The organism is Deltaproteobacteria bacterium RBG_16_64_85 (assembly GCA_001798885.1).
GTDB lineage: Bacteria > Desulfobacterota > Deferrimicrobia > Deferrimicrobiales > Deferrimicrobiaceae > FEB-35.
On record MGQW01000008.1, the window covers coordinates 1 to 12,279 of the forward strand.

At 64.5% G+C, this 12,279-nt stretch carries 12 protein-coding genes; 8 read left to right on the forward strand and 4 right to left on the reverse strand.

The annotated features are described in order from the left end of the window. Positions 1-510 precede the first annotated feature (510 nt). The 4 genes from A2Z13_07885 to A2Z13_07900 all read left to right on the forward strand — a co-directional run bounded on the left by A2Z13_07885 (position 511) and on the right by A2Z13_07900 (position 3,670). A complete protein-coding gene (locus A2Z13_07885; GenBank protein ID OGP81148.1) occupies positions 511-1,572 on the forward strand; it encodes a hypothetical protein in 1,062 nt (353 codons plus the stop codon). Between the two features lie 46 nt (positions 1,573-1,618). Then, positions 1,619-2,422 carry a fructose-bisphosphate aldolase gene (locus A2Z13_07890; GenBank protein ID OGP81095.1) on the forward strand — a complete coding sequence of 268 codons (804 nt, stop codon included), beginning with the start codon at positions 1,619-1,621 and terminating at the stop codon, positions 2,420-2,422. Next, on the forward strand, positions 2,422-3,420 hold the full coding sequence (locus A2Z13_07895; GenBank protein ID OGP81096.1) for a hypothetical protein: 999 nt from the start codon (positions 2,422-2,424) through the stop codon (positions 3,418-3,420). Before A2Z13_07890 ends, A2Z13_07895 begins: the two co-directional genes overlap by 1 nt. Before the next feature lie 64 nt (positions 3,421-3,484). Further along, positions 3,485-3,670, forward strand: coding sequence for a preprotein translocase subunit TatA (locus A2Z13_07900; protein ID OGP81097.1), 186 nt, complete (start codon positions 3,485-3,487; stop codon positions 3,668-3,670). Positions 3,671-3,703: 33 nt separating this feature from the next. Here A2Z13_07900 and A2Z13_07905 read toward each other — a convergent pair whose 3' ends face one another. Genes A2Z13_07905 through A2Z13_07920 form a run of 4 tightly spaced genes read right to left on the reverse strand, consistent with a single transcriptional unit; the run spans position 3,704 to position 6,525 of the window. Then, positions 3,704-4,927, reverse strand: a complete 1,224-nt coding sequence (locus A2Z13_07905) for a hypothetical protein (protein ID OGP81098.1) — start codon at positions 4,925-4,927, stop codon at positions 3,704-3,706. Further along, complete coding sequence (locus A2Z13_07910) at positions 4,924-5,478, reverse strand: hypoxanthine phosphoribosyltransferase (GenBank protein OGP81149.1); 555 nt, start codon at positions 5,476-5,478, stop codon at positions 4,924-4,926. The genes A2Z13_07905 and A2Z13_07910 overlap by 4 nt, the downstream gene beginning before the upstream one ends. Before the next feature lie 20 nt (positions 5,479-5,498). Beyond that, complete coding sequence (locus A2Z13_07915) at positions 5,499-6,269, reverse strand: twin arginine-targeting protein translocase TatC (GenBank protein OGP81099.1); 771 nt, start codon at positions 6,267-6,269, stop codon at positions 5,499-5,501. Positions 6,270-6,291: 22 nt separating this feature from the next. Then, positions 6,292-6,525: a twin arginine-targeting protein translocase TatB gene (locus tag A2Z13_07920; protein OGP81100.1), complete on the reverse strand. Its 234-nt coding sequence runs from the start codon at positions 6,523-6,525 to the stop codon at positions 6,292-6,294. 228 nt (positions 6,526-6,753) lie between these two features. Between A2Z13_07920 and A2Z13_07925 the strand changes: the two genes are divergently transcribed. Genes A2Z13_07925 through A2Z13_07940 form a run of 4 tightly spaced genes read left to right on the forward strand, consistent with a single transcriptional unit; the run spans position 6,754 to position 12,246 of the window. Beyond that, positions 6,754-9,801, forward strand: coding sequence for a hypothetical protein (locus A2Z13_07925; GenBank protein ID OGP81101.1), 3,048 nt, complete (start codon positions 6,754-6,756; stop codon positions 9,799-9,801). Next, a complete protein-coding gene (locus tag A2Z13_07930; GenBank protein ID OGP81102.1) occupies positions 9,786-11,096 on the forward strand; it encodes a hypothetical protein in 1,311 nt (436 codons plus the stop codon). Before A2Z13_07925 ends, A2Z13_07930 begins: the two co-directional genes overlap by 16 nt. Then, on the forward strand, positions 11,093-11,830 hold the full coding sequence (locus tag A2Z13_07935) for a hypothetical protein (protein ID OGP81103.1): 738 nt from the start codon (positions 11,093-11,095) through the stop codon (positions 11,828-11,830). Before A2Z13_07930 ends, A2Z13_07935 begins: the two co-directional genes overlap by 4 nt. Beyond that, a complete protein-coding gene (locus A2Z13_07940) occupies positions 11,827-12,246 on the forward strand; it encodes a hypothetical protein (GenBank protein ID OGP81104.1) in 420 nt (139 codons plus the stop codon). Before A2Z13_07935 ends, A2Z13_07940 begins: the two co-directional genes overlap by 4 nt. Positions 12,247-12,279 lie beyond the last annotated feature (33 nt).

Below are 12,279 nucleotides of genomic sequence, written 5' to 3' on the forward strand. Positions count from 1 at the left end.
ATTATGTCCGATAAAAGATTGAAGATCGGGGAAATTCTCGTTAAGGCGGGATTGATCCAGGAGGAACAGCTTCAGCAGGCGCTCAAGACCCAGAACCAGTTGGGAGGGACGCTCGGGGAAAACCTCATTCGCTTGGGATTCCTCAGCGAAGAGGTGCTCCTGAACGGCTTGTCCGAGCAAATGGGGATGCAGCACATCAACCTGGAGAAGGTGGAAGTTCCCTCCGCCATCCAGCGGCTCGTCCAGCTGGAGACCGTCCGGCTGCGGCGACTTCTCCCCATCGGGCTCGAGGGGAAGCGGCTGGTGATCGGGATGGTGGACCCCACCGACCTCACGGCCCTTTCGGACGTGGAGTTCCAGTCGGGCCACAGCATCAAGCCGGTGATCCTGTCGGCGATGCATTTCGAGCAGGCACTGGTCTTCTTCCAGGCCCACGGATACGGCACCGTCGCGCTGAAACTCCAGGACGAGAAGGAAACCAAGAAAACGGTCGTCAAGCTCGAGAAGAGCATGGCGAGCCTCCTCGAGGTGCTGGTGTCCTGGAAAGGGCAGGATCTGCACCTTTCCGCGGGGGCGATCCCGTCGATCCGCGTCGACAACGAGATCCGGCGATTGGCCCTTCCTGTGCTCAAGCCGGTCGAGATCGAGCAGATGATCATCGCCATCCTGACACCGGAACAGAAGCGGGCGTTCGTGGAGGACAAGGAGCTCGACTTCGCCTATTCGCTCCATGGGCTGGGGCGCTTCCGGTGCAACGTCTATCGGCAGCGCAACTCCATCGCTTTCACCGCCCGGCACGTAGCGGACATCATCCCCACCCCCGCCGAGCTCGGCCTCCCGGATTTCCTTAGAGACTACGTACTCAAGACGCAGGGGCTCATCCTGGTCACCGGCCCCAACGGGCACGGCAAATCCACCACGCTGGCCAGCCTCGTGGAAATGATCAACCGGGAGCGGAAGGCCAACGTCATTACGATCGAGGACCCGATCGAGTTCACGCACCAGCACAAGAGCTCCAATATCAATCAGCGCGAGGTGGGGACCGACACGCTGTCCTTCACCGACGGCCTGCGGCACATCTTCCGACAGAACCCCGACGTGATCGTCATCGGAGAGCTTCGGGACTACGAGAGCGTCTCCATCGCCCTGTCGGCCGCGGAGACCGGCCACATGGTCATGGGAACGCTCCATTCGAACAGCGCCACGGCGGCAGTGGACCGGATCGTCGATATCTTCCCGGGGAGCCAGCAGCCCCAGATCCGTGCCCAGCTGGCCGAATCCCTCCTGCTCGCTTTCTCCCAGCGTCTCCTCCGGCGCGCCTCCGGAACCGGCAGGGTCCTCGCATGGGAGAAGATGAGCACATCCCTGCGCGTGCGGAACGCGATCCGGGAGGGGAAGGTCAGCCAGCTGCGCGGAATGATGCAGGCGAACGTCGAGGAGCTGGTCAGCATCGACTGGACCCTGGCGGAGCTGGTCGCCTCCGGCAAGGTGAAGTACGAGGAGGCGTGCAAGTACGCCGACAATATCACGTATCTGAACGACCAGCTCAAGGTGCGGGGAGTCTACAAATAGGGACCGGGCCGAAAGAGTCTTCATCACGGCGGGGAGAGGTTGACCGATGATCGGGAAGAAGATCCGCCTGGAGCGGATCATGGACCGGAACAACCGGAAGACGGTGATCGTCCCCATGGACCACGGGGTGACGGTCGGCCCCATCCCCGGGCTCATCCAGATCCCCCCCGCGGCCAACCTCATTGCGGAGGGAGGGGCCAACGCCGCCATCGTGCACCGGGGGGCGGCGATGTTCGGGCACCGGGGGTACGGGAAGGACCTGGGGCTTATCCTCCACCTCTCCGCCAGCACGAACCTTTCCCCTGACTCCAACCGGAAAGTCCTGGTGGCGACGGTCGAGGATGCCCTGCAGATGGGCGCCGACGCGGTCTCCATCCACGTGAACCTGGGGGCCGACGACGAGGCACGGATGCTCCGGGATTTCGGCGCGGTGTCCAGCGCCTGCCAGCGGTGGGGGATGCCGCTTCTCGCGATGATCTACACCCGCGGCCCCAAGATCAAGAACGAGTATGACCTCCGCTACGTGCGCCATGCCGCCCGGGTGGGGGCGGAAATGGGCGCGGACATCGTGAAGGTCCCCTACACCGGCAGCCCCGAGACGTTCCGGGAGGTGGTGGAAGGGTGCGCGAGCCCGGTGGTCATCGCCGGCGGAGAGAAGATGGAAAGCGACGAGCAAGTCCTGCGGATGGTCCGGGACGCCGTCGCGGCGGGAGGATCCGGGGCCTCCATCGGGAGGAACGTCTTCCAGCACCCGTCTCCGGCCACGATGGTCCGGGCCATCGTGGCGATCGTCCACGGCGGGGCGACCCTTCAGGAAGCGATGGGGTTGCTCAAGGCCAAGGGGAAGTGATGGTTCCCGTGCTTTGGGCGCGGGTCATCCCGTGGAACAAGGAGATCGCGGTCGCCGCGCTGGAATCCGGCGTCGACACGCTGTGGATCCCCGACGGCTGCCTCGAAAGGGCGCGGGAACTGGGGCGGGTCCGTACCGCGTGCGCGGAGGGCGACTTCCGCGAGGGACGGGATTACCGCGTTACCGAGATGAAGGGGAAGTCGGACGAGGGAGCGATCCTTTCCTCTCCGCCGGAGACGATCTGGGTCGTCTTTCCCTGCGAGCGGGAGGTGATTCCCCTCGAGAATCTGGTCGCCTGGCGTCGGAAGATCCTGGCCGCCGCCCGGACCCCCGAGGAGGTGACGCTCTACCGCGGGGTCCTCGAAAAGGGCGTGCACGGAATCGTTCTCCTTGCGGACGACCCCGGCAGGATGCGCGCACTGGCCTCCGCAGCCCGGAAAGAGACCGAGGCGACCCGGCTGGTCGAAGCCGGGGTTACCGGGGTTTCCCCGCTCGGCATCGGCGACCGGGTCTGCGTGGATACCTGCACGCTGATCGAGGGGAGCCGGGGGATGCTGGTGGGCAACTCGAGCGCGGGGCTGTTCCTGGTCTGCGCGGAGAATGTTCCCAACCCCTATGTCCTTCCACGCCCCTTCCGCGTCAACGCCGGTGGGGTTCATTTGTACTGCCGGCTCCCCGGCGGGCGCACCGCCTATCTTTCCGAACTTGCGTCCGGATCCGAAGTTCTCCTGGTGAACGAGGTGGGCGAGGGAGAAACCGCCACGGTCGGACGGGTCAAGGTGGAGCGGAGACCCCTTCTCCAGGTCCGTGCGAAGGCTCCTTCCGGGGCGGTCCACTCCGTCGTCCTGCAGAACGCGGAAACGATCCGTCTGGTAGGTCCGGGGGGCGCGACCGTTTCCGTGGCGAAGCTTCGCGAGGGGGACGCCGTTCTTCTCGCGGAGGAAGCGGCGGGTCGGCACTTCGGCGTGGCGGTCGAGGAGACGATCCGCGAAAATTGAGGGATTTCCCGCACGCCATAAAGGTATAATGATTCTGTCGTAGGTCGCCGTTTGAGGAGGGAGCATGTTCGGACTCGGATTGCCGGAGTTACTGGTTCTGCTGGTCATCGTCGTCCTGCTGTTCGGCGCGGGAAAGCTGCCGCAGATCGGACAGGGCCTGGGGGAAGGGATCCGCAATTTCAAGAAATCGATGAAGCAAAAAGACGAGGTCGACGTCACCCCTGCCAAGACCGACGACCAGAAAAAATAGGCGCCCTTGCGGCGGCGCCTCCATGGCGTCCCTTCAGTCGCTGTCCTTCGCTTCCAGGCGGTAGGCGCTGATCCCTTCGGGAGCGTTGATAAACACCACCATGAACGGCACGGATTTCCCCGGCGCGACGTCCATGTTGACCAGCTTTTCGCCGAACTGGTTGGAGAGGGATTCCTCGATCTTTTCACGGGTGGCCGTGCGCAGGGTTTCCGCGGAGAGGACGGTTCCCGCGTAGGAGGTTCTCTCCGCTAACGGCTGATCCTTGCTGTCCAGCAGCGCTGCGTGGATCCGGATGCCGCTCTTGCGGGTTCTTCCCATGTTCGCCACTTGGCCCTTGATGACAAACAGGTTCCCCGCCCTCGTGTTGGGTTCGTAGTAGCCGATCAGGTTCCTGACGTCGAATTGTGGGCCGGGCTTGCCGCTACGGGGCAGCCACAGCGATTCCATTCCGGGCACCAGCCCCCGCAGAAGGTCCTGCCCGTTCTTGGTGAACCCGAGGTAGGCCCCGCCTCCCGCAAGCGCAACGAACAGGAGGACAAGGGCGATCAGGGAGGGCCGCAAGGGCGGGGATGCCGCCTTCCGCGCCTCGGGCGGTCTCGTGGGAAGGGCTTCCCTGATTTTCCGCAATTCCGGCGAGACAGGAGCGTCCGGTGCGCTTTCCGCCGGAGCCGTCATCGATTCCGGGGCGGCGGCGGATGGCGTCTCTTCCGTGGACTCCTGCCGGAGATGGGTGGAGAGATCGAACCTCTCCCCCTTCTCTTCTTTCCTGTGCTCCTCCTTCAGAAAGTCGTGGGCATCTCCGGTGCCGATGAGGAAATCGGGCATGGCCGCATCTTTCGGCGGTTCGGCGGGAAGATCGAGGTCGAACCTTTCCTCCGGCCGAAAGTCGATGGCGAGATCCGGAAGGGCGGTCGACTCTTTTTCCTCTTCCGCCGGCGAGGATTTCTCCGTCCCGCTGGTGGCGAGATATTTCCCGAAGGGGACATCGACCTCGTCTTTTCCCCCGGAGAGTCCGGCCGGGAGAGAGGGTTCCGGCGGCGCCTCTTCCGGCTTTTCCTCCATCGACTCCCGGATCACGGAACGAAGGTCGAGGAAACCTTCGCCGGCCTCCTTCGCTGCTGCCGCCTGGGGTTCCTCGGGTTTCAAGACCATGATGGGCTCTCCGCAACGGCGGCAGCGGACCCGCGCCCCTCTCCCCTTGATCTTGGTCTCGTCCAGCCTGAACCGCGTCCGGCATGCGGGGCACTCGATGATCATCTGCGTCCTCCGTCAAGAACCTTTCGACCGCCGGAAAGCGGCAAGGTGTAGATCTGCGGGAGCTGCCGGTACGCCTCCCCGTAATCCATTCCGTATCCCACGAGGAAGCCCCTTTTCAGGCGGAACCCCGGGAATTCGATGTCCGCGCCGGTCACCCTCCGCTCACGCTTGTCCACGAGGGCGCAGGAGCGGACCGATCGGGCGTTTTTCCCTTCCAGGTGCCGTCTCAGGAACGCCATGGTATTCCCCGTGTCGACGATGTCCTCCACGATCAGGACGTCCCTGCCGGAGACGTCGATCTCCACGTCCTTCGTGACCTCGATGCATTTCCCCGGAGCCTCCCCGTTGCCGTAGCTGCGTACCCGCAGGAAATCGATCCGGGCGGGGATCGCAAGCTCCCGGGCAAGGTCGCCGAGGAACAGAAAGCCGCCCTTTAAAATGCCCACGAGGACAAGGTCCGCTCCGGCGTAGGACTTCTCGATCCGGCGGGCGAGCGAGGCGACCTTCCTCCGGATCTGCGCTGCGGTGAACCGCGGCCTTCTTCCGACTATAGTGAATTTCGGCCGCTTGCTCAAGCCTGCAGCCTCGCCTTGTGCCGGCGCGCTCCCATGGCGCAGAGCAGGATGCCGGCTTCGTAGAGGATATAGAGCGGGATGGCGATCAGGATCTGGGAGGCCACGTCCGGAGGCGTCAGGACGGCGGCCAGGAGGAGCACCCCCAGCACGGCCACCTTTCTCCCCTTGCGCAACAGAGCCGGGGTAAGGATCCCGGCCCGCCCGAGGAGGTACAGCATCAGCGGGAGCTCGAACATGATGCCGAAGGTGAGGAGCAGCCGAAGGATCAAGGACAGGGATTCCTTCATCGACGGCATGGGGACGATGACGGAGCGGCCGAACCCCAGGAAGAAGGAGAGGACCTGCGGGATGGCCACGAAATATCCGAACGCCATGCCGGCGAGAAGCCCGAACGTCGACCACGCGACGCAGATCTGGACGACCGTCCGCTCCCTTCGATAGAGGCCCGGGGAGACGAAGCGCCAGAGCTGGTAGAGGATCACCGGGCTGGCGAGGACGAACCCGCCCCAGAGGGCCACCTTGAAGTAGGTGAGAAACGCCTCGGTGAGTTCGGTGAAGATGAGGCGGGAATTGCCGGGGAGGTGGATGAATAGCGGCCGTAGCAACCACTCGTAGATGTCCTCCGACCAGTTGTAACAGAGTCCCGCCCCGACCCCGAGCGCAAGAAGGGAGCGGATCAGGCGCTTTCGCAGTTCCTCCAGGTGCTCGGAGAGAGGGAGCCGGACTTCCTCTTCATTACGGGCTTCCTCGCGGACTTCCTCACTCATGCGGCGGGGAAACCCGACGGGCTCATCCCTGGGAGACCGGCGGGCGGGGCGTGGTCTCTTCCTTCGCGGCCTCCTCCTTCGGGGCTTCCTCCTTCATGGCCTCGTCAATGCTCTTCTTGACCTCCTCCGAGGCCTTCTTGAACTCGGCAAGCCCCTTGCCCAGACTCTTGGCCAGGTCCGGCAGCCGCTTCGGCCCGAAAAAGATCAGGACCACGACCAAGATGAGGAGCATCTCCTGGAAGCCGATCCCGAACATTTGCACCCCCGTGACGATCTTCTTTTACTACTATACCCCAGGGTTCCGTTCCAAATCCATGTTATCCAATAGGATAAAACCCGCTATCCGATCGGATGGAAGGAACGGATCGCGAACCTTCGCCCGAATGCGCAGACCGCCGTTTTACACGGATTTTTAAAAAGGCACGGCATTTGATAGGAAGATCCATTGAGGTCTTATCCACCACCGATCGCAGGGAGGAACCGCGTGTTCCTGGGTGTCGACATCGGATCGATCAGCGTGAAATTCGCCCTTTTCGTGCCGCCGGGAGGCGGGCCGGTGAGCGAGGAGGTTCTCGGGACGTTCCAGAATCCGGAGCCGATCGGGATTCCGGGAAGGGGGCAGGCGTATCTACTGTCCTACGATCGGCTCCTCGGGGATCCGAACCGGAAAGTTCCGGAGCGATTGCGGTACTGGCTGGGCACACTGGGAGCCTCCCGCGTGCCGTCCTTGGCCGTTACGGGGAAGGCCAGCAAGCACCTCTCGGAGAAACTTTCCGCCCATTACGAAAACGATTTTCGCTGCCTGGTGAAGGCGGTGACCGCGATCTACCCGGATGTCCGCACGATCTTCGAGATGGGAGGGGAAAACTCCAAGGTGATTCGCCTCGAACCCGGGCGCCCGGGCGAGGCGGTCCGGATCAAGGACTACGACACCAACGGGGACTGCGCCGCCGGCACGGGCTCCTTTATCGACCAGCAGGCCAACCGGATGCAGTTTGCCGTGGAGGAGATCGGGGAGATGGTCGTACGGGCCGCGAATTCGGCCAGGATCGCCGGGCGCTGTTCCGTGTTCGCCAAGTCCGACATGATCCATGCCCAGCAGAAGGGGTTTTCCCCCGAGGAAATCCTGAAAGGTCTGTGCGAGGCGGTGGCCCGCAACTTCAAGAGCAACATCAATAAGGGGAAAGACCCGGGACCGAAGGTGGCGCTGGCCGGCGGATTGTTCGCAAACCAGGGGGTCGTCCGGGCGGTCTGCGACGCATTCGGGTTCGCCTCCGGGGACGTCGTCCTTTCCCCCGGCTTCGCGCACCTGAGCGCCATCGGGGCTGCGCTGGCGGCGGCGGAGATCCCGGCGTCGGAGAGGAAAGTCGTTATTGCGGAGATCTCCGATTCGGACGTCGGGAAGGAGTTCCATAAATCCTTCCCGGCCTGGCCGAGGCTGTCCACGGAAAACGTCGTCTTCCTCCGGGACCGGGTGGCTCCTCCTCCCCGGATCGAGGGGAAGCCGGAAGTCTTCCTCGGAATCGACATCGGTTCGGTGAGCACCAATTTCGTCCTCACCGACTGGGAGGGGAATCTCCTGAAGGAGATTTACGTCGGCACGCAGGGGCGCCCCGTCCAGGTGGTCACCGACGGCCTGCGGGACCTGTGGGAGGAGTTTGGCGACACGGTGACGATCCGAGGGGTGGGGACCACCGGTTCGGGCCGGGAGCTCATCGGGGAGCTGGTGGGAGCGGACACGGTCCAGGACGAGATCACGGCCCACAAGACCGGCTCCACCTTCATCAGCCGCCGCTTCTTCGACCAGCCGGTCGACACCATCTTCGAGATCGGGGGGCAGGATTCCAAGTTCATCGGCCTCGAAAACGGGGTCGTGGTGGACTTCGCGATGAACGATGCCTGCGCGGCGGGGACGGGATCGTTCCTCGAGGAGCAGGCGGAGCGGCTGGGCATCCAGATCAAGGGAGAGTTCGCCACGCTTGCGCTCTCCTCCAAGGCGCCGATCCGGATGGGCGAGCGGTGCACGGTGTTCATGGAGCAGGACCTGAACAACTTCCTCCACCTGGGCGCGGAAAAGATCGACCTCGTGGCGGGGCTGGCTTATTCCGTGGTCCTCAACTACCTCAACCGGGTGGTCCGCGGGCGCAGGATCGGCGACACCATCTACTTCCAGGGAGGAACGGCCTACAACGACGCCGTGGCGGCCGCCTTCACGCACGTCCTGGGGAAGAAGATCATCGTCCCGCCGCACAACGGGGTCATCGGCGCCATCGGCATGGCGCTGCTCGCGCGAGACAAGGTGAAAGCGCTCGGACGGTCCACACGGTTCCGCGGGTTCGACCTCCAGCAGGTGGACTACCGGCGCCGGGAGTTCGTCTGCAAGGGGTGCAGCAACGTCTGCGACATGCAGGAGATCCAGGTCGACGGGACGCGCACCTACTGGGGCGACAAGTGCTCCGAGAAGTACCGGAAGGCCGCCCGCACCGAGACGCGGCCGGTGATCGACGACCTGCCGGCGCGCCGGGCCGAGTACCTCGACCGATTGGCCGAGGGAGCCGAGAGCGGGCCGCGGGGGATCGCGGGATATCCCCGCGCCATGTACTACTTCGAGCGGTTCCCGTTCTGGAAGGGGTTCCTCTCGGCCGTCGGGTTCGGGGTGAAGGTCAGCCCGCGGACCGACAAGACGATCGCCCGCGAGGGGCTCGAGCTTACGGTCGCGGAGCCGTGCTACCCGATCCAGGTCGCCCACGGACACGTGGCGGCGCTGCTTCGGGACGGGATCGACTTCCTGTTCGTCCCCAACGTCATCAACTCGGAGACGGAGCACATGCACACCGAATCCCACTTCTGCCCCTGGGGGCAGACGCTGCCGTTCGTGCTGGGCGCCGTTCCCAAGTGGGAGAAGGAGCTGCGCCAGAAGCTGCTGTCTCCCACGGTGCGCTTCCGGGACGGCGAGAAGTACGTCGTCGAGGACCTGTTCGAGTGCTTCGGTTCCCTGGGCGTCTCCCGCCGCGAGATCCGGGAAGGGATACGCGCCGGAACCCGCGAGCAGCGGAAGTTCCACGACTTCCTGATGAGCGCGGGGGCCGTCGCGGTATCCGAAGTGGAGAAGGCGGGGGCCAACGCCATCGTCCTGCTCGGCCGCCCGTACAACCTGTACGACCGCGACATCAACCTGAACATCCCCTCCAAGCTGCGTGACCAGTACGGGGCCAACGTCCTCCCGATCGATTTCCTTCCCGTGGACGACATCGACATCCGGGACATCCACGACAACATGTTCTGGAACTACGGGAGGAAGATCATCGCCGCGGCGAGGTGGTGCCGGCCCCGCCCGAAATTCCACTTGATCTACATCACGAACTTCAAGTGCGGGCCGGATTCGTTCATCCGTCATTTCATCACCCGCGCCTCGGAGTCGCCGTATCTCTCGCTGCAGTTCGACGGGCACGGCAACGACGCGGGATACATGACCCGGTGCGAGGCCTATCTCGACAGCAAGGGGGTATTGCGCTGGTGGGCGGAAACGTGAGCGGCTCTTCCCTCGAGGGACGAACGGTATTTTTTCCAACGATGACCGATGCGGGATCCAGGGTCATCGCGGCGGCGTTCCGGTCGGTCGGAATCGATGCCCGGACCATGCCGCCTTCCGACGAAGAGACGCTGGTCCTGGGGGGGCGCCACTCCTCCGGCGAGGAATGCCTCCCGCTGAAAGTGACCCTCGGGGATGCCCTGAAGCTGCTGGTACACAGTAAGATTCCCCCCGAGAGGATGGCCATTTTTATGCCGACTTCCGACGGTCCCTGCCGCTTCGGGCAGTACGGCTCGTTCATGAAAGTGGTTTTCCGTGAGATGGGGTACGGCGACGTGCTCCTGCTGTCGCCCACCTGCGAGGACGGGTACTCCGGCGTGGGAAAGCATGCGGACGAGCTGCTGCGCACCGCATGGCGCGCGCTGGTGGCGGGCGACCTGCTCCAGAAGCTTTTGCTCCGGGTACGGCCGTACGAAAAGGTGAAGGGGGCCGCGGACGCGGCGTTCGAGGAGGCGATCGACCTGGTCTGCCGGGCGGTCGAGGTCCGGGGGGAGACCCACAAGCAAAGACTCGAGCGGATCGTGAAGAGCCTGCGACAGGGGAGGGCCCTCCTGAACCAGGTCCCTGCCGATTTCTCGGTCCTCCGGCCGCTCATCGGCGTGGTCGGGGAGATCTTCTGCCGGCTGAACACGTTCAGCAACGACGATGCGCTGCGGAAGGTGGAGGAGGCCGGCGGGGAGTGCTGGATCTCCGACGTGAGCGAATGGGTGTGGGCGACCAACGCCGAGCAGATCCGCATGCTCAAGCGCTTCCGCAAGCATCTCACAGTGGAAATGTTCGGCGCCTGGCTGAAATGGCACTTCCAGCGGAAGGACGAGCATGCCCTCCTGGACGTGTTCCAGGGGGATTTCCGGGGCTACGAGGAGCCGCACGACATCCGGGTCATCTACGACCTTGCGCGCCCCTACCTGCCGCCGGAGGGAGCCTTGGGCGAGATGATGCTGTCCGTCGGGAAGACGGTCTACCTGCACCGGAAAGGAGCCGACGGAATCCTGGACATCAACCCCTTTTCCTGCATGAATGGAATCGTATCGGAGGCGGTCTACCCCCGCGTCTCCCGCGATTGCGACGGGCTGCCGGTCCGGGTACTCTATTTCGACGGGACGCGGGTGGACCGAAGGTACGAGCTGGAGATCTTCATGGACCTGGTGCGCGCCTATTCGGCGAGGAAAAAGACGCTGCGCCGCCTCCCGGAAGGCGTGGGGGTTGCTGTCCCGCGCGCGGATGCCGGTTGAACATCGCCATCCTTTCGGACCTTCATTCCAACGGCGACGCACTGGATGCCGTGGCGCGGGAGCTCGCCGCGCGACGCGTTGACCGCGTCTACCATCTGGGGGACCTGGTCGGGTACAACGCCGAGCCCGAAAAATGCGTGCAGTGGGCCATCGGGCACACCGCCGGAGGCATCCTGGGCAACCATGACGCCGTCGCCTGCGGGAAGGCGGACGGGGAGTTCTTCAACGCGCCGGCGCTGATTGCGGCGCGTTGGTCGGCGGAGCATCTCTCCGCCCGGTCCCGGGAATATCTGAAATCCCTCCCCGATCGGCTGGTCGTGGAGAAGGAGCTCCTGATGGTGCACGGGGCTCCCTCCGACCCCGACCGCTACCTCTTCACGCTGGACGACGCGGTGGAAGAGCTGGACGCCTTGACGGAGGACCCGAGCGTGAAGGTCGTGTTTTTCGGCCACACCCACGTCCCCGCGGCGGTCATCCGCCGGCGGGACGGAAGCACCGTCTCCGTTCCTACCGGCGAATACCGTCTGAAGGAAGGGGAGACCGCCCTGCTCAACCCCGGCAGCGTCGGCCAGCCCCGCGACCGGAACCCGGAGTCTTCCTTCCTCCTCTTCGACACCCGGATCCGCGCAGCCTCCTGGGTCCGAACGCCGTACGACATTCCGGGGTGCCAGCGGAAGGTGCTGGACGCGACCCTGCCCCGCTTCTTCGCCACGCGGCTCACGGAAGGGACGTGAAACCGCGGGGCTATCGCCTCCTGCCCCACACCGCGGACATCCGCCTGGAGGTCCGCGGACAGGACCTGGCCGGGCTTTTCGCGACGAGCGTCACATCCCTCTTCTCCCTCCTCACCGACCGCCGCCGCGTCCGCGCAGCGGAAACGAGGACCCTCGAGGTCTCCGGGAGAGACCTCGAGGACCGGCTTTTCCTGCTGCTTCGCGAGGCGCTGCTGCTCTTTACCGTGGACCGTTTTCTCGTCCGGAGCGCACGTGGTAAGATGAACAGATCGGGAGTGCGGGTGGAGGTTCGGGGCGAGGCGTTCGACGCCTCCCGGCACCACGCATTTCGCGAGATCAAGGCGGTGACCGCCCACGGGATGGTCGTGGAAAGGATCCCGGGCGGGTTTGCCGCACGGTACGTGATCGACGTCTAGCCCCTTCGGCGGCCTTGAGAAAGAGGAGGGCCG